Here is a 17,095-nt window from a genome sequence, read left to right on the forward strand (position 1 = left end):
GCCCTTCCGTCCGCCCTGCGCCGTTGTAGAGCGTGTTATGTACTTTGACCGGCTCCGCACCGCTGACAGCCAACGCACCTCATCTCAAAGTACGTAACCCGTTCTAGATGCCCGAACACATCCGCTCCGCCTGGTTCAAGACCCTCGGCACCCTGGCCTTGCTGCTCCTGTCCGCCCTGCTGGTGGGCTGGGCGATCGATCACGTGTGGATGGCGCTGGCCCTGGCCGCGCTGGCGGCGCTGGTGTGGCACTACTGGCGACTGCGACGGGTGCTGCGGCGCCTGACCGCGCGCCAGCGCTGGGAACCGCCGCACGCCACGGGCGCCTGGAACGAACTGGACCGGCTGCTGTACCGCAGCCAGGCCGAGATGCGCGCGCGCAAGCGCCGGCTGGTCGAGATGCTGCGCACCTACCGCGCCGCGGCCGCGGCCCTGCCGGACGCGGTGGTGGTGGTGGACCGCAACAGCCAGCGCGTGCAATGGTTCAACGAGGCCGCCCGCGGCCTGCTCGGCCTGCGCCATCCGGGCGACCTCGGCGTGCCGGTGGTGCAGCGCCTGCAGCCGCTGCCGCTCGCGCACTGGCTGGCGGCCGGGCGCAACGCCGAGCCGATGCTCGACGCGCCCTCGCCGATCGATCCCAACCTGCGCCTGAGCCTGCGCCTGATCCCCTATTCGGACGACTACTGGCTGCTGATCGCGCGCGACGTCAGCAAGCTGCTGCGCCTGGAGCAGGTGCGCCGCGATTTCGTCGCCAACGTCTCGCACGAGCTGCGCACGCCGCTGACCGTGGTGCACGGCTACCTGGACATGCTCGACCCGGACGATTTCCCGGATTCGGGCCCGATGCTGGCGGAGATGCGCAAGCAGAGCCAGCGCATGGCGCAGCTGGTGGAGGACCTGCTCACGCTGTCGCGGCTGGAATCGCAGGAGGAACTCGGCGAGGAGCACGTGGCGATGGCGCCGATGCTGGCCACGCTCAAGCGCGAGGCCGAGGCGCACAGCCAGGGCAAGCACGTCATCGAGGTCGCCGACGAGGCGCAATGCGACCTGCTCGGCTCCAACAAGGAGTTGCACAGCGCGTTCTCCAACCTGGTCACCAACGCGATCCGCTACACGCCGGCCGGCGGCCGGGTGGCGGTGCGCTTCGCGCGCGAGGGCGACGGCGTGGTGCTGGCGGTGCGCGACACCGGCTACGGCATCCCCGCGCACCACATCCCGCGCCTGACCGAGCGCTTCTACCGCGTCTCCAGCAGCCGCTCGCGCGAGAGCGGCGGCACCGGCCTGGGGCTGTCGATCGTCAAGCACATCCTCGGCCTGCACCAGGCGCGCCTGGACATCGAGAGCGAGGTCGGGCGCGGCAGCACGTTCTCCTGCCACTTCGGCGCGGCGCGCGTGGTTCCGCGCGATCCGAGCGCGCCGTTGTCACGCATGGCGTGATATGTAGCCGCAAGCACGACGGGATCGTCTCGCCGCCCTTCCACCAATCCGAAACCGCACGATGGCCAGCGCCAAGAAGTCCACGAAGACCGCGCCCTCCACCGACATCGCCGTCGATCCGCTGCGCGATCCGGCGCTGTACCTCAACCGCGAGCTGTCGCAGCTCGACTTCAACTTCCGCGTGCTGGCGCAGGCGATGGACCCGGAGGTGCCGCTGCTGGAGCGGCTGCGGTTCCTGTGCATCTCCTGCACCAACCTGGACGAGTTCTTCGAGATCCGCGCCGCCACCGTGCGCCACGCGCAGGAATTCGGCCTGCCCCCGGCGCCGGACGGGCTGAGCCCGGCCGCGATCCTGGCGGCGGTGCACGACCGCGCCGCCGAGCTGGTCGAGCGGCAATACCACTGCTGGAACCAGGTGCTGCGCCCGGCGCTGGCCGAGGCCGGCATCGGCGTGCTCGGGCGCAACTCGTGGAACGCGCGGCAGAAGCGCTGGCTGCGCGCGTACTTCCGCAACGAGATCATGCCGGTGCTGTCGCCGCTCGGGCTGGACCCGGCGCACCCGTTCCCGAAGATCCTCAACAAGACCCTCAACATCGTGGTGGTGCTGGAAGGCATCGACGCGTTCGGCCGCGCCGGGCACCTGGCGATCGTGCGCGCGCCGCGCTCGCTGCCGCGCATCATCCAGCTGCCTGCGGCGCTGGCCGGCGACGGCGAGCAGAACTTCGTGTTCCTGTCCTCGGTGCTGTCGGCGTTCGTCGAGGAGCTGTTCCCGGGCATGGACGTGAAGGGCTCCTACCAGTTCCGCGTCACCCGCAACTCCGAGCTGGTGGTGGACGAGGAGGAAGTGGAGAACCTGGCGCTGGCGCTGCGCGACGAACTGGTCGACCGCGGCTACCGGCCGGCGGTGCGGCTGGAGATCGCCGACGACTGCCCCAAGCCGATCGTGCGCACGCTGCTGCAGAACTTCGGGCTGCCGGACAATGCCGTCTACCGGATCGGCGGCCCGGTGAACCTGAGCCGGGTCAACCAGGTCTACGACCTGGTCCAGCGCCCGGAACTGAAGTACCCGCCGTTCAACCCGCGCACGCTGCGCGACAGCGAGGGCATCTTCGAGATCGTCGCCAAGTCCGACGTGCTGCTGCACCATCCCTACGATGCGTTCACCGCGGTGACCGACCTGATCCGACAGGCCGCGGTCGACCCGAACGTGCTGGCGATCAAGCAGACCCTGTACCGCACCGGCAAGGATTCGGCGATCGTCGACGCGCTGGTGCTGGCCGCGCGCAACGGCAAGGACGTCACCGTGGTGGTGGAACTGCGCGCGCGCTTCGACGAGGAGGCCAACCTGGGCCTGGCCGACAAGCTGCAGGAGGCCGGCGTGCAGGTGGTCTACGGCGTGGTCGGCTACAAGACCCACGCCAAGATGCTGCTGATCGTGCGCCGCGAGGGCCGCAAGCTGCGCCGCTACGTGCACCTGGGCACCGGCAACTACCACAGCGGCACCGCGCGCGCCTACACCGACCTGAGCCTGATCACCGCCGACGCCGACATCGGCAACGACGTGCACCTGCTGTTCCAGCAATTGTCCGGGCTGGCGCCGCGGATCCGGCTCAAGCGCCTGCTGCAATCGCCGTTCACCCTGCATCCGGGCGTGCTGCAGCGGATCGAGCGCGAGACGAGGCTGGCGCGCGCGGGCCGGCCCGGCCGCATCATCGCCAAGATGAACGCCCTCAACGAGCCGCAGGTGGTGCGCGCGCTCTACGAGGCCTCGCAGGCCGGCGTGCAGATCGACCTGATCGTGCGCGGCGCCTGCACGCTGCGCCCGGGCGTGCCCGGCGTGTCCGAGAACATCCGGGTGCGCTCGATCGTCGGCCGCTTCCTCGAGCACAGCCGGGTGTACTGGTTCGGCAACGATGGCGACCCGGAGCTGTTCTGCGCCAGCGCCGACTGGCTGGAGCGCAACCTGCTGCGGCGCGTGGAGACCTGCTTCCCGATCCTCGACCCGGACCTGGCCAAGCGGGTCTACCGCGAAGCGCTGCAGAACTACCTGGACGACAACCTCAATGCCTGGGAGCTGGACGCCAGCGGCGTCTACCACAAGCGCATGCCGGCCCCGGGCGAGCAGCCGCATTCGGCCCAGCTGGCGTTGCTCGCGCGGCTGTGAGGCGGCACCGAGGGCCCGGCGGGCCCTCCGATGCCCGGACGATCGACCCTTCGGCCCCGGATGACACGCTCTAACGACCAGCGCGACCCTTCGGCTACCATTCCCGCCATGCCGAACACCTCCCCTACTTCCCCGCCGTTGCAGGATGGCGATCTGCTGGCGGCGATCGACCTGGGTTCCAACAGTTTCCACATGGTGATCGCGCGCTACCTGCTCGGGCAGTTGCGGGTGGTGGACCGGTTGCGCGAGACGGTGCGGCTCGCCGAGGGCCTGGACGGCAAGGGCGGGTTGTCCAACGAAGCGCGCCAGCGCGCGCTCGAGTGCCTGGCGCGGTTCGGCCAGCGCCTGCGCGGCGTGCCGCCGACCCACGTGCGCGCGCTCGCCACCAACACCGTGCGCCAGCTGCGCTCGCCGCAGACCTTCCTGATGCCGGCCGAGACCGCGCTGGGGCATGCCATCGAGGTGGTCAGCGGCCGCGAGGAGGCGCGCCTGATCTATCTCGGCGTGGCGCACGCGCAGCCCCCCAAGCCGGACCAGCGCAGGCTGGTGATCGACATCGGCGGCGGTTCCACCGAGTTCATCATCGGCCGCGGCTTCCAGACCCTGGAACGCGAGAGCCTGCAGGCCGGCTGCATCGCCAGCACGCGGCGCTTCTTTCCCGGCGGCAAGCTCTCGCGCAAGAAGTGGAAGGACGCGCTGACCGAGATCGGCGCCGAGTTCCAGCAGTTCGCCAGCCTGTACCGCACGATCGGGTGGCACGAGGCGGTGGGTTCGTCCGGCACCCACAAGGCGATCGGCGAGATCTGCGCCGCGATGAAGCTGACCAAGGGCGCGATCACCGCGGCGGCCCTGCCGGTGGTGCGCGACGAGCTGCTCAAGGCCAAGCGCATCGAGGACATCCAGCTGCCCGGGCTGTCGTCCGAGCGCCGGCCGATCATCGCCGGCGGCATCCTCGTCCTGGAGGCGGCCTTCCAGGCGCTGGGGCTGGAACGGCTGATGGTCAGCAAGGCCGCCATGCGCGAGGGCATCCTCTACGACATGCTCGGCCGCGGCAGCGCCGACGACTCGCGCGACGGCTCGGTCGCCGCGCTCGTGCAGCGCTACGGCATCGACGAGAACCAGGCCGAACGGGTCGCCGCCACCGCGCGGCGCCTGTTCGAACAGGTCGCCGAGGCCTGGGCGCTGGATGCCGACGACGCGCGGATGCTCGACTGGGCCGCGCGCCTGCACGAGCTGGGCCTGATGATCGCGCACAGCCAGTACCACGTGCACGGCAGCTACGTGCTGGAAAATTCCGATATCGCCGGCTTCTCCCGCCAGGAGCAGCAGGTGCTGGCGGCGCTGGTGCGCACGCATCGCCGCAACGTGCCGAAGAACGCCTTCGACGCGCTGCCAGACCGCCTGCTGCAATCGGCCAAGCGCAAGGCCGCGCTGCTGCGCCTGGCGGTGCTGCTGCACCGCGCCCACGAGCCGGACCCGATCCCGAAGCTGGAACTGCAGGCGCTGGGCGACCAGCTGTCGCTGGTCCTCTCGCGCAGCTGGGTCGGCTCGCGCCCCCTGCTGCGCGCCGACCTGCTCGGCGAAGTCGAGGGCATGGCCGGCCTGGGAATCACCTTCAAGCCGCTGGTGGCCTGAAGCCGGGACCGGGGCCTGGCAAAGGCTGCCGCGCCCGGGGATCCTCCGGGCACGACGTACCGGCTTTTCCCGAGCCCCGGATCCCCGGCCCTCGCGTCATCCCACTGACGCAAAAATGCCATCCCGCTGCCACCGCCTCCCGCCAAGCTTGCGCAAACGGGAGAACGGCCATGCGTTACGCCATCGTCACGGAAACCTATCCGCCCGAGGTCAACGGCGTCGCCCTGACCGTGCACGGACTGGAAACCGGCCTGCGCGCGCGTGGCCACCAGGTCGAGGTGGTGCGCCCGCGCCAGGCGGCCGACCAGGATCCCAAGGACACCTTGCTGGTGCGCGGCGCGGCGCTGCCGCGCTACCCCGGCCTGCGTTTCGGCCTGCCGGCCACGCAGCGGCTGACCCGCCATTGGCAGAACACGACGCCGGACGCGATCTACGTGGCCACGGAAGGCCCCCTGGGCTGGTCGGCGGTGCGCGCCGCGCGCCGGCTCGGCATCCCGGTCGCTACCGGCTTCCATACCCGCTTCGACGAATACCTGCCCGAGTACGGCGCCGCCTGGCTGCAGGGCGCGGCGCTGCGCTGGATGCGGCGCTTCCACAACCAGGCCGAGGCGACGCTGGTACCGACCCGCGAGCTGAAGCAGTTCCTCACCGAGGCCGGCTTCGAGCGCGTGCAGCTGCTGGCCCGCGCGGTCGACAGCCTGCAGTTCGACCCGTCGCGGCGCGACCCGGCGCTGCGCGCCGAATGGGGCATCGAGGGCGAAGGCTTCGCGGCGATCTACGTCGGCCGCATCGCCGGCGAGAAGAACCTGCCGCTGGCGGTGCGCGCGTTCCGACAGATCCAGCAGGTGCGGCCGAAGGCGCGCTTCGTCTGGGTCGGCGACGGTCCGCTGCGCGAGAAGCTGGCGCACGAGAACCCGGATTTCATCTTCTGCGGCATCCAGCGCGGCGACGCGCTCGCCCGCCACTTCGCCAGCGGCGACATGTTCCTGTTCCCCAGCCGCAGCGAGACCTTCGGCAACGTCACGCTGGAGGCGATGGCCAGCGGCGTGGCGACGATCGCCTTCGACTACGGCGCCGCGCGCGAGTACCTGCGCAACGGCATGACCGGCGCGGCGGTGAACACCGACGAGGAATTCATCGAGGCCGCAGTGCGGCTGGCCGAGCAGGACGAACTCCGCCGCACGATGGCGACGGCCGCCAGCATCGCGATGAAGAAACTGCATCCCGACCGCGTCGTGGCCGACTTCGACGCCATGCTGCAAGGATTGCGCGCCCCCAGGAGGCACCATGCTGTCGACGCCGCTTGAATCGCTGCGCGGGCGCGAGGCCCGCTGGTGCCGGGTCGCCAACCTCTGGTGCCGACGGCAACGGATACGCCGCTTCTTCGCGGCGATCAGCCGGCTCGGCGACGGGGTGTTCTGGTACTCGCTGATGGGCCTGCTGGTGCTGGCCGACGGCCTCGACGGCATCCGCGCCTCCGCGCACATGGCCGCCACCGGCGTGGTCGCGCTGACCCTGTACAAGTCGCTCAAGCGCTGGACGCGGCGCCCGCGCCCGTACGCCGCGCACCCGCGCATCCGCGCCTGGGTGGCGCCGCTGGACGAGTTCAGCTTCCCCTCCGGGCACACGCTGCACGCGGTGTCCTTCAGCATCGTCGCCCTGGCCTACTATCCCTGGCTGGCCCCCTTGCTGGTGCCGTTCACCGCCTGCGTGGCGCTCTCGCGCGTGGTGCTGGGCCTGCACTACCCGAGCGACGTGCTCGCCGCCACCGCGATCGGCGCGCTGCTGGCGGGGTTGTCGCTGTGGGGGATGCAGTCGCTGTACTGATCTTCGGCCGGGATTCGGGATTCGGGATTCGGGATTCGGGATTCGGGATTCGGGATTCGGGATTCGGGATTCGGGATTCGGGATTCGGGATTCGGGATTCGGGAAAAAGCATCTTTGCCTGACTTTGGCTGTCAAGCGATCTGCTGCTTTTTTGCAATTTTCTGCTTTCTGCAGGGTGCTTTCTGTGGGAGGGACTTCAGTCCCGACAGAGGGCCGATAGAGCCCGTCGAGGCTGAAGCCTCTCCTACAACAGCACCCGGTCCGAAGCAGGCTTGTCGCTCTGCCGAGTCCCAAGTCCCCAAACCCGAGTCCCGGCTCTCTCGGTAAAGCGCGTCGAGGCTGAAGCCTCTCCTGCAACAGCGCTCGATCCGAAGCAGGCCTGTCGCTTTGCCGGGTCCCGGGTCCCGGCTCCACTACAATACCGGCATGACCACCCTGTTCATTTCCGACCTGCACCTGGACCCGGCGCGCCCGGCCATCACCGAACTGTTCCTGGCGTTCCTGCGCGGGGAAGCGCGCGAGGCCGACGCGCTGTACATCCTCGGCGACCTGTTCGAAGCCTGGATCGGCGACGACACGCCCTCGCCTGCCGCGGATGCGGTGGCCGTGGCGCTGCGCGAGGTCGCCGATGCCGGCGTGCCGGTCTACTTCATGCCGGGCAACCGCGACTTCCTGGTCGGCGAGGATTACGCGCGCCGGGCCGGCTTCCGCATCCTGCCCGACCCGACCGTGATCGACCTGTACGGCGAGCCGGTGCTGTTGCTGCACGGCGACCTGCTCTGCACCGACGACACGGCCTACCAGGCGTTCCGCGCGCAGACCCGCGACCCGGCCTTCATCGCCCAGTTCCTGGCGCAGCCGCTGGCCGCGCGCGTCGCCTTCGCGCAGCAGGCGCGCGCCGCCAGCCAGGCGCGCCAGTCCGAGCTGAAGCAGGAGAGCAATGCGCAGTTCGAGACGATCACCGACGTGGCGCCGGCCGAGGTCGAAGCCTGGTTCGCGCGCTACGGCGTGCAGCGGATGATCCATGGCCATACGCATCGCCCGGCGATCCATTCGCTGGTGGTCGGCGAGCTGCCGCGCGCGCGCATCGTGCTCGGCGACTGGTACGAGCAGGGTTCGGTGCTGCGGGTGGATGCCGATGGCTATCGGCTGGAAGCGCTTGCCGCGGAAAATTGATCGCTCCCGAGTCGAAGTGCCCTCTTCTCCCCCGAGGAAGAAGGTGTCCCGAAGGGACGGATGAGGGTGCGGGCGAAGCCTGGTGCAACCCGATATCGCAGGGCTTCGCCCGTACCCCACCCAAGCCCCGCTCCGCGCCCCCCGCCAGCGGCGGGGGGCTCCAGGGCACGCGTCTCAATGGCGCGCAAGCCGTGCCTTGGAGCCCCGGCAGAGAGGGGCTGGCAGACGCCGGTCCGCTCAGCGGAACCCGGCGATCGTGGCCTTGGTGTTGACCAGCACGCGCTGGTTGTCGGCCGTGCTGGCATTGCCCATCGGCACCCCGCCATAGGAGATGTTGGGGTTGGACCAGTAGTTCAGGCGCGGGCAGCTGACGTTGCAGTTGTAGGCCATGATCGTGCGCCAGTTGTTGCCGTAGCGGTAACCGTGGCCATAGGCGTACGGCGTGGTGCTCGGATCGTTGGCGGTGTCGTGGCGCGCGCTCTGCAGGTGGCCGATCTCGTGCGCGAAGCTGTAGTAGCCGGTGGCGCAGTCCCAGTACACCGAGGCGAACGCGGTGCTCGCGGTGGAGCCGATGCCCGACGCCAGGCCGCAATAGCTGCTGTTGTCCAACAGGATCACCGCCACGTCCGCGGCGGTGCTGTTGCGCGTGGCGTGGATGCCGTCCATGTAGCCGTCGCTGGTGCCGCGGAAGCGCGCCAGGTCGGTGCTGAAGTCGCCCGATTCGGTGTAGCTGGTGGTCTCGTAGCCGGCCAGTTGCAAGGTGATGCCGACGTTGCTGTTGGTGTAGCCCTGGTTGGACTCGGCCACGGCCAGTTGCACCAGCGCCTGCATGTTGCCGCCATAGGCGTTCACGGCCTGGTTGGTGGCCACCACCAGCACGCGGATCGTGGCCGGCGAACCCGAGGATGCCGCGGCGATGCCGATGCGGTCGTTGGCCGGCATGGCGATGGTCGGCAGCACGTTGTAGTCGGCCGGGTGGTCGGCGGGCATGCGGCTCTCGTCCACTTCCACCAGCGCATGGCGGCCCTTGTCGAGCGGACGCAGGCGGTAGAGCTTGCTGCCGGCGCGGATGGTGCCGGTCACGGTGTCGCCCGCGCGCACCAGGATCACCGAATTGAGCGGGTCAACGCCCGACAGCGTGCGCGTGCGGGGGCCGGTGTCGAGATTGCCGTACCAGACGCTGTTGCCGCCTTCCAGCGTCTCCATCTTGGTGCGCGTGGCGGTGACGGTCCTGCCCTGCAGTTCGAACTGCAACTGCGCATCGTCCTGCGAGACCGCGCCGGCATCGACTTGCACCAGCTGCACGGCCGCGGTGGACGGTGCGGCGACCAGGCGTTCGAGCGCAGGCTCGGCAAGCGCCGCGGCGCCCGCCCGGGTGACGTAGGTGGACGGTTGGAACAGCGGCTTGCCCGCCGCCGCGGCCGGTCCGGCCAGGCATATCGCGATCAGACCCACGGCATTGCACATCGACCTCGACATCATGTCGCCTCTCCTTGATGGAAGTAGTGGATGTGGAACACCCGCCTTCGGCGGGCCTCCATTAAGACGCCAGCAGGCGATGTGAAATCAAGGCGACCGGCAGGAAGCGCCGGGAACTGTGACAGGCAACGCCATGCGACGGCGAACGCGTGCGCAATGCGATGCAGCCCGGCGAGGGCCGGCCGGGATCAGCCGGCCTGTTCGACCAGGCTGGCCAGTTCGTCCTCGTCGAAGCCGGCCAGCAGCCGCGCTTCCATGTTGAAGGGGCCATGCAGGTAGCCGCCGGCGTATTCGCGCAGCAGTTCCTTGAAGCGCGCGCGCGGTTCGACCCCGGCGCGCTCGCAATACCAGCGGTACCAGCGCGAGCCGGCCGCCACGTGCGCCACCTCTTCGCGCAGGATCGTTTCCAGCACCCCGGCGGTGGCGTCGTCGCCCAGCGAGCGCAGCTTGACGATCATGCCCGGCGTGACGTCGAGCCCGCGCGCTTCCAGCACGCGCGGCACCAGCGCCATCCGCGCCAGGCCGTCGTGCGCGGTCTTCTCGCACATTTCCCACAGGCCGTTGTGCGCGTCGAAGTCGCCGTAGTCGCAGCCGTAGTCGCGCAGGCGCGCGCGCAGCAGCATGAAGTGGCGCGACTCGTCGTCGGCGACCGCGACCCAGTCCGCATAGAAGCCTTGCGGCAATCCGCGGAAGCGGTAGACCGCGTCCCAGGCCAGGTCGATCGCGTTCAATTCGATGTGCGCGATCGCGTGCAGGAACGCCGAGCGTCCTTCCGGCGTGCCCAGGCCGCGCCGCGGCAGGTCGCGCGGATGCACCAGGCGCGGACGCGCGGGGCGGCCCGGCATGCGGATCGGCTCGGGCGGCGGCGCCGGGTCCGGCAGCGCCAGCCCGCCGGCGCGGAACGCGGCCGCATGGCGCTGGGTGAGCGCGACCTTCTCGGCCGGATCGACGGCGTCGAGGCAGGCACGGGCGGCGTCGAAGATCGAGGGCATGGGAAAGGCGAAGGAACGGAGCGGCTGGCGGACTTCGGGTGCTCTCCTGCGTCATCCCCGGCGGAAGCGGGAACGACGCGGATGTCCTCAAGCGCGCCGCTTGCGCTTGGCGTCGTCCGAGCGCAGCTGGCGGATGCGCTCGAAATAGCCCGGCTCGATGCCGGTGGTGTATTCGCCGTTGAAGCAGGAGGAGTCGAACTGCTTCAGCTCCGGATTGCCCTCGCGCACCGCCGCTTCCAGGTCTTCCAGGTCCTGGTAGATCAGCCAGTCGCAGCCGAGGAACTCCTGGATCTCCTGCTCGCTGCGGCCGTGCGCGATCAATTCCTCGGCGGCGGGCATGTCGATGCCGTAGATGTTCGGGTAGCGCACCGGCGGCGCGGCGCTGGCGAGGTAGACCTTGCGCGCGCCGGCCTCGCGCGCCATCTGCACGATCTGCCGGCTGGTGGTGCCGCGCACGATCGAGTCGTCGACCAGCAGCACCACGCGGTTGCGGAACTCCAGGTGGATCGGATTGAGCTTGCGGCGCACCGATTTCACCCGCTCGCCCTGCCCCGGCATGATGAAGGTGCGGCCGACGTAGCGGTTCTTGACGAAGCCCTCGCGGTACTTCACCCCGAGCACGTTGGACATCTCCAGCGCGGCGTCGCGCGAGGTGTCGGGGATCGGGATGATGGTGTCGATGTCGTGGTCGGGACGCAGGCGCAGGATCTTCTCGCCGAGCTTCTGGCCCATGCGCATGCGCGCCTTGTGCACCGACACGTTGTCGATCATCGAATCCGGGCGCGCGAAGTACACGTACTCGAAGATGCACGGGGTGTGGTCGGTCTGGGTCGCGCAGACCTCGGAGAACAGCTCGCCGCGCGCGGTGATCACCACCGCCTCGCCCGGGCGCACGTCGCGCACGCGCTGGAAGCCGAGGATGTCCAGCACCGCCGACTCGGAGGCGACCACGTACTCGGGGCCTTCGGCGCCGTCGCGCTTGCCCAGCACCAGCGGGCGGATGCCGTGCGGGTCGCGGAACGCCACCAGGCCCAGGCCCAGCACCACGCTGACCACCGCGTAGCCGCCCTTGCAGCGGCGGTGCACGCCGGCCACGGCGCGGATCGCCGCTTCCGGGGTCAGCATGCGCTGCGCGTCCAGCTCGTAGGCGAACACGTTCAGCAGCACTTCGCTGTCCGAGTCGGTGTTGATGTTGCGGCGGTCGGCCTCGAAGACCTGCTGGCGCAGCGCTTCGGTATTGATCAGGTTGCCGTTGTGCGCCAGCGCGATGCCGTACGGCGAGTTGACGTAGAACGGCTGCGCCTCGTCCATGCCTTCCGAACCGGCGGTCGGGTAGCGGCAGTGGGCGATGCCGACGCGGCCCTCCAGCACCGCCATGCGCTTCTCGTCGAACACGTCGCGCACCAGGCCGTTGGCCTTCTGCACGCGCAGCCGCGTGCCGTCGGCGGTGGCGATGCCCGCCGCGTCCTGGCCGCGATGCTGCAGGACGGTCAGGCCGTCATAGAGCTGCCCGGCGACGTTCTGGTTGCCGACGATACCGACGATGCCACACATGTTGCGCGTCTCCGCTTGGCTTGCGCCTATTGCTGTGAAGGTGGCCGTGCCTGGCCGTGGGATTCGGCCCGCGGGGAGCCGTTTTCTCCGGCGCGGTCCTGCGCCGGGTCGATGTTGCTGGGCAGTGCCTGCGCCGGATCGCCCTCGTGGGCGCCGTCCGCGTCCGGCGTCCGGCCCAGCGCGCGCACCACCGTCTCCTGCATGGAGGAGACGGACAGCGCCTTGTCGAGGACGCCATTATCGCCTGCGACCGGCAGCTTGCCCAAATCCACGTCCTGAACGGACCAGTCCGGCAGCTGCGCGCGCATCCACTTCGCCCCCGGCAGCAGCAGCGGCAACACCCGCGACTCGCGCCAGGCCGGCTCGTGCGCCAGCGGCGTGAAACCCAGCAGCAGCACCAGCACGCACGCGAAGAACGCCCCGCGCACCAGCCCGAGGAGGAAGCCGAGCATCCGGTCGGTGCCGTTCAGCCGCACCGCGTCCACGCCGGCGCGGATGGCCATGCCGACCAGCGCCACGGCCACCAGCACGCCCACGAACACCAGCGCGTAACCGCCCAGCGACTCGGTGGCCGAAGGGTGGGCGCCGCCGGCCAGCCAGCGCCCGGCAGCCGCGCCGAACTGGAAGGTCGCCCAGCCCGCCAACAGCCACGAGGCGGTGCCGACCACGATGCCGACGAAACCGCGGAACAGCCCGAGCAGCGCCGACAGCCCGATCAGCGCGAGCAGCAGCAGATCGATCACGCACGCCCCTCCGCGCCCAAGCCTCGCCCGGCCGTCATGCCCATGCGCCCGGCCCCGTCATGGGCGCTGCAGCGCGCCCTTTCAAGGATGCGGGCGGACCATGCCGCTGATGCCGACCCGCGCGGCCACCTGGGCCCTGAGCTGTTCGGCATCGGCACGATTGGCCACCGGCCCCACCCGCACCCGGCTCAGGGGGCCCTTGTCGGTCCTCACCTGCTCGACGAACGCGCTGAAGCCGGCCGCGCGCACCTTGTCGCGCAGCGCATTGGCGTCCTCGGCCCGGCCGAACGCGCCCAACTGCACGGCGAAGCCGACGTTGCTGGCGGCCGGCACCGAAGGCGCGGCCGGCGGCGCCGGCTTGGCCGGCTGCGGCTTGGCGGGTTCGGGCTTGGCCGGCGCCGGCGCGGGCTTGCTGGCCGCGGCCACCGGCTTGGCCGGTTCCGGCGGCAGCGGCTCGCTCCGGGCCGGAGCCGGCGCGGGTGCCGGCGTGGAAGCCGCCGGCTTGGCGTCGAGCGTCACCACCTGGGCGTTGACGTCGCTGCGCACCTTGACCGCCTGCAGGCGCACCGCTTCGGCCTGGGCCTGGCTGGCATACGGGCCGATCCGCACGCGCCAGGCCGGCCTGCCGCCGATCTGGGTCGGCTCGCTGAACCCCGGCAGCTGCGATTGCTTGAGCCGCGCGATCACCTTGTCGGCATCCTCCTGGCTGGCATAGGCGCCGAAATTCACCGCGTAGTTGCCCGCGGCGACGCTCGGCGGCAGGGCCTCGCCCTGCGGCGCCAGGTCGGCCGCGTCCGGGTTGTCCTGCACCGGTGCCGGCGCCGAAGCGGCGTTGCCGGCCATGCCGACCGCCCCGCCGGCCGGCGCGGCGCCGGGCGGCGTCACCAACGGCAGCTCGCGGGTTTCGTACTGCCCGTCGGCCGGTGCGGCCGGCGCGGTGATCGGCACGTCGGACACGCCGCTGTCGGGCGCCGGGCCCTTCACCAGCATCGGCAGGAAGATCACGGCAAGCGCCACCAGCACGGCGGCGCCGATCAGGCGCTGTTTCAGGGTCGTATCCACGTGGGAATGGCAATGCGACGGAATGTGCCCGGATTATACGGCTTGGCCGCAAGCGGCCACGGCAGGCCGCGATGGCGACGGACTCTCCGTTGCAAAGCCTGAACGGAATGGCACAGCGAGGATGTTGTGGGAGCGACTTCAGTCGCGATGGGGCGTTCCCGTTGAATCCCAGCACATGGCTGTGCGGACTGCATGACAGCCCTTGTCGCGACTGAGGTCGCTCCCACAGGAAGCTGCCCAGTTTGCTCAGGGTCCGGGGCGCAATCGCGACAGTGCCTCGGCGGCGGTGTGGAACGAGCCGAACACCAGCACGCGGTCGCCTTCCGCGGCCTTGCCGATGGCGTCGTCCAGTGCCTCGGCGACGCTCGCGAAACGCGCCGCGCTCTCCGCCGGCGTACCGCGCAGGCGCTCGGCCAGCGCCTCCGCGCTCTGCCCGCGCGCGCCGGCGAGGCCGGCGATGCGCCAGGTGTCGGCCGCCGCTGCCAGTGCCTCGGCCACGCCGGCCACGTCCTTGTCGGACAAGGCCGCATAGACCGCATGGGTCCGGCCCGGCACCGCGCGCGCCTTCAACGCGGCCGCCAGCGCGCGCGCCGCCTGCGGGTTGTGGCCCACGTCGACCAGCACCTCCACTCCGTCCCGGTCGAACGCCTGCAGCCGGCCGGCGATGCCGGCCTGCGCGACGCCTTCGGCCCAGGCGGCGCGCGGCAGCGGCCTGCCCAGCGCGCGCAGCGCGGCGATCGCCGTGGCGGCGTTGGCCAGTTGCACCGGCGCCTGCAGGGCCGGCATCGGCAGTTCCATCCGCCGGGAGACGTCGCGCCAGCGCCAGCGCTGCGCGTCGATCGGCTCGGCGAAGAAATCGCTGCCGAAGCGGATCGCGTTGGCGCCGAGCAGGTAGGCGCGGCGCAGCACGCTCGAAGGCGGGTCGATCTCGCCCAGGATCACCGGCTTCCAGCCGCGGATGATGCCGGCCTTCTCCCCGCCGATGGTCTCGCGGTCGCCGCCGAGCCAGTCGGTATGGTCGATGTCGACGGTGGTGATCACCGCGACGTCGGCGTCGACGATGTTCACCGCATCGAGCCTCCCGCCCAGGCCGACCTCCAGCACCGCCAGGTCCAGGCCGGAACGCGCGAACACCCACAGCGCCGCCAGCGTGCCGAACTCGAAATAGGTCAGCGGCGTGTCGCCGCGCGCGGCCTCGACGGCGGCGAAGGCCTCCACCAGCACGGCGTCCTCCGCTTCCCGGCCGTCGATGCGCACGCGTTCGTTGTAGCGCAGCAGGTGCGGCGAGGTGTAGGCGCCCACTTTCCAGCCGGCGGCGCGGGCGATCGCCTCGATGAAGGCGACCGTCGAACCCTTGCCGTTGGTGCCGGCCACGACGATCGTCTTTCCTGCGATGCCCCCGCGGCGCGCGGCCTTGCCGGCGGGCCTGCCCTCGGCCGGGGCGCCCAGGCCCAGCCGGCCGGCGACTTCTCTCACGCGCTCGAGCCCCATCGCGATCGACTGCGGATGCTGGCGCTCGATGTAGGCCAGCCACTCGGGAAGGGAATGCGTTGCGTTCACGGCGAAGGAAGGGCGGAAAACGCGCCATTATCGCGGTTTTCGCCCCGGGCCACGCACCCGGCGGCGGCTCAGGGCCGGAAGCGCCCCGCGGCCTTGGCCACGTACATCGCCCGGTCCGCCGCGCTCATCCAGTCGTCGAGGCCACGGTGATGCGACGCCAGCGCGGCCACGCCGATGCTGACCCCGACCTGCAGCCCGGACCAGTGCGGCAGGGCCAGCTCCGACGCCGCGCGCCGCAACCGCGACGCCGCCCGCTCGCCGTCCGGCAACCCCACCGGCAGCAGCAACGCGAACTCGTCGCCGCCGATCCGCGCCGGGAACCCGTCGCTGCCGGCCTGTTCGCGCAGCAGCCGGGCGATCTCGCGCAGCACCTCGTCGCCCATGCCGTGGCCATGCCGGTCGTTGATCGATTTGAAGCGGTCCACGTCGATCAGCAGCAGCACCGTGTCGCCGGCCCCGGCGCGCGCGGCGGCGATCAGTTCGCCGGCCTTGGCGTTGAAGTGGCGCCGGTTGGGCAGGTCCACGCCGGTGTCGGTCAGGATCAGCCGCTCCAGTTCGCGGTTCTGCCGCGAGATCCGCCGCGCCAGCTGGTAGCTCACGTGGCTCAACGCCAGCATGTACACCAGCACCGGCGGCAGCGAGAGCAGCATGGTGCGCTTGGAGGCCTCCGGCTGGAACGGCCAGTCGAGCATCCATGCGCTGAGCAGGAAGCTGGCCAGGCCCGCCAGCGCCGCCCGGCCGAGCAGCGGCCAGCTGCCGGCGGAGAGGCGATCGGCCATCAGGATGCTGATCATCGCCGCGGCCGGCACCAGGCTCACCTTGGAGGCGGCGATCCAGAATCCGCCGAACACGGCATCCAGCACCAGGTTGCGGAATTCCGCCGCCTTCGGGTCGCGCGAGGAGTACGCCCGCAGGAACGCCACGTGCGGCCACACCAGCACGTTCAAGCCGGCCAGCACCCAGTAGTGCCAGCCGGCGTGGTGTTCGTGCAGTACCGACACGTACGGCAGGGCAAGCAGCAGCAGGCCCAGGTTGCGCATCGGATAGACGCGCTTGACGAACGCGAGCGCGCGCCTGCGTGCGTCGTCGGTACCTGCAACCAGGGCGGCCGTGCCGTCCTGGCAGCGTTCGGAAGCTGTGGGACAGCCTTCGGAAGACATGGGTAGCGGTGTGCTCATGCCGCGCCTGGGTCGGAGTGCGGCGACGGGGCGCCGTGCGCCATATTACGCACGCGCCGGCGTCGAGAGACCGTGGTGGCCCAGGATGGAGGCCCTGGCGGTTCGGTTCCGCGACCGGCGTCATGCTGGCAAGTAGACGTGTTCGACCCATGCCGGCATACCGGTGCGTCGCGCCGGGCGATCTCCGGGACACGAACCCGGCCCGGCCGCGGGCCGCGTGACCGGGCCGCGTCCAGGGCGCGAGCAGGCGCCCTCGTTCCCGCCGGATGCAGGGAATCCGCGGCGAAAC

At 70.6% G+C, this 17,095-nt stretch carries 13 protein-coding genes; 6 read left to right on the top strand and 7 right to left on the bottom strand.

Going from position 1 to position 17,095, the window contains the following annotated elements; genetic code table 11:
• Positions 1-107 precede the first annotated feature (107 nt).
• The 6 genes from phoR to lpxH all read left to right on the top strand — a co-directional run bounded on the left by phoR (position 108) and on the right by lpxH (position 8,238).
• Positions 108-1,436 carry a phosphate regulon sensor histidine kinase PhoR gene (gene phoR / locus M3M27_RS15585; protein ID WP_434026218.1) on the top strand — a complete coding sequence of 443 codons (1,329 nt, stop codon included), beginning with the start codon at positions 108-110 and terminating at the stop codon, positions 1,434-1,436.
• Between the two features lie 61 nt (positions 1,437-1,497).
• A complete protein-coding gene (gene ppk1 / locus M3M27_RS15590; protein ID WP_434026219.1) occupies positions 1,498-3,600 on the top strand; it encodes a polyphosphate kinase 1 in 2,103 nt (700 codons plus the stop codon).
• A 108-nt stretch (positions 3,601-3,708) separates the two neighbouring features.
• Positions 3,709-5,235, top strand: a complete 1,527-nt coding sequence (gene ppx / locus M3M27_RS15595; protein WP_434026220.1) for an exopolyphosphatase — start codon at positions 3,709-3,711, stop codon at positions 5,233-5,235.
• Between the two features lie 170 nt (positions 5,236-5,405).
• Positions 5,406-6,542 carry a glycosyltransferase family 4 protein gene (locus tag M3M27_RS15600; RefSeq protein ID WP_140723431.1) on the top strand — a complete coding sequence of 379 codons (1,137 nt, stop codon included), beginning with the start codon at positions 5,406-5,408 and terminating at the stop codon, positions 6,540-6,542.
• Positions 6,523-7,062 (top strand): phosphatase PAP2 family protein, encoded by a 540-nt coding sequence (locus tag M3M27_RS15605; RefSeq protein WP_140723434.1) that lies wholly within the window; start codon positions 6,523-6,525, stop codon positions 7,060-7,062. The genes M3M27_RS15600 and M3M27_RS15605 overlap by 20 nt, the downstream gene beginning before the upstream one ends.
• Before the next feature lie 426 nt (positions 7,063-7,488).
• A complete protein-coding gene (gene lpxH / locus M3M27_RS15610) occupies positions 7,489-8,238 on the top strand; it encodes a UDP-2,3-diacylglucosamine diphosphatase (protein ID WP_434026221.1) in 750 nt (249 codons plus the stop codon).
• Between the two features lie 237 nt (positions 8,239-8,475).
• Here the strand turns inward: lpxH and M3M27_RS15615 are convergent, their stop codons facing one another.
• The 7 genes from M3M27_RS15615 to M3M27_RS15645 form a co-directional block, all read right to left on the bottom strand.
• Positions 8,476-9,720, bottom strand: a complete 1,245-nt coding sequence (locus M3M27_RS15615; RefSeq protein WP_434026222.1) for a zinc-dependent metalloprotease — start codon at positions 9,718-9,720, stop codon at positions 8,476-8,478.
• A 185-nt stretch (positions 9,721-9,905) separates the two neighbouring features.
• Positions 9,906-10,709, bottom strand: coding sequence for a ferritin-like domain-containing protein (locus tag M3M27_RS15620; protein ID WP_434026223.1), 804 nt, complete (start codon positions 10,707-10,709; stop codon positions 9,906-9,908).
• 87 nt (positions 10,710-10,796) lie between these two features.
• Complete coding sequence (purF, locus tag M3M27_RS15625) at positions 10,797-12,263, bottom strand: amidophosphoribosyltransferase (protein WP_140723447.1); 1,467 nt, start codon at positions 12,261-12,263, stop codon at positions 10,797-10,799.
• Positions 12,264-12,289: 26 nt separating this feature from the next.
• On the bottom strand, positions 12,290-13,006 hold the full coding sequence (locus M3M27_RS15630) for a CvpA family protein (RefSeq protein WP_434026224.1): 717 nt from the start codon (positions 13,004-13,006) through the stop codon (positions 12,290-12,292).
• A gap of 81 nt (positions 13,007-13,087) precedes the next feature.
• Positions 13,088-14,068: an SPOR domain-containing protein gene (locus M3M27_RS15635; protein WP_434026225.1), complete on the bottom strand. Its 981-nt coding sequence runs from the start codon at positions 14,066-14,068 to the stop codon at positions 13,088-13,090.
• A gap of 246 nt (positions 14,069-14,314) precedes the next feature.
• A complete protein-coding gene (gene folC / locus M3M27_RS15640) occupies positions 14,315-15,628 on the bottom strand; it encodes a bifunctional tetrahydrofolate synthase/dihydrofolate synthase (RefSeq protein WP_434026226.1) in 1,314 nt (437 codons plus the stop codon).
• 68 nt (positions 15,629-15,696) lie between these two features.
• A complete protein-coding gene (locus tag M3M27_RS15645) occupies positions 15,697-16,806 on the bottom strand; it encodes a sensor domain-containing diguanylate cyclase (RefSeq protein WP_140723459.1) in 1,110 nt (369 codons plus the stop codon).
• Positions 16,807-17,095: the final 289 nt, after the last annotated feature.

Source organism: Xanthomonas boreopolis (assembly GCF_046529185.1).
GTDB classification, from domain to species: domain Bacteria; phylum Pseudomonadota; class Gammaproteobacteria; order Xanthomonadales; family Xanthomonadaceae; genus Pseudomonas_S; species Pseudomonas_S boreopolis.

What these genes read in the sequence shown, in the direction of transcription:
- phoR (WP_434026218.1), top strand. Translation starts at nt 108, where the DNA reads ATGCCCGAACACATCCGCTCCGCCTGGTTCAAGACCCTCGGCACCCTG.
- ppk1 (WP_434026219.1), top strand. Translation starts at nt 1,498, where the DNA reads ATGGCCAGCGCCAAGAAGTCCACGAAGACCGCGCCCTCCACCGACATC.
- ppx (WP_434026220.1), top strand. Translation starts at nt 3,709, where the DNA reads ATGCCGAACACCTCCCCTACTTCCCCGCCGTTGCAGGATGGCGATCTG.
- M3M27_RS15600 (WP_140723431.1), top strand. Translation starts at nt 5,406, where the DNA reads ATGCGTTACGCCATCGTCACGGAAACCTATCCGCCCGAGGTCAACGGC.
- M3M27_RS15605 (WP_140723434.1), top strand. Translation starts at nt 6,523, where the DNA reads ATGCTGTCGACGCCGCTTGAATCGCTGCGCGGGCGCGAGGCCCGCTGG.
- lpxH (WP_434026221.1), top strand. Translation starts at nt 7,489, where the DNA reads ATGACCACCCTGTTCATTTCCGACCTGCACCTGGACCCGGCGCGCCCG.
- M3M27_RS15615 (WP_434026222.1), bottom strand. Translation starts at nt 9,720, where the DNA reads ATGATGTCGAGGTCGATGTGCAATGCCGTGGGTCTGATCGCGATATGC.
- M3M27_RS15620 (WP_434026223.1), bottom strand. Translation starts at nt 10,709, where the DNA reads ATGCCCTCGATCTTCGACGCCGCCCGTGCCTGCCTCGACGCCGTCGAT.
- purF (WP_140723447.1), bottom strand. Translation starts at nt 12,263, where the DNA reads ATGTGTGGCATCGTCGGTATCGTCGGCAACCAGAACGTCGCCGGGCAG.
- M3M27_RS15645 (WP_140723459.1), bottom strand. Translation starts at nt 16,806, where the DNA reads ATGAGCACACCGCTACCCATGTCTTCCGAAGGCTGTCCCACAGCTTCC.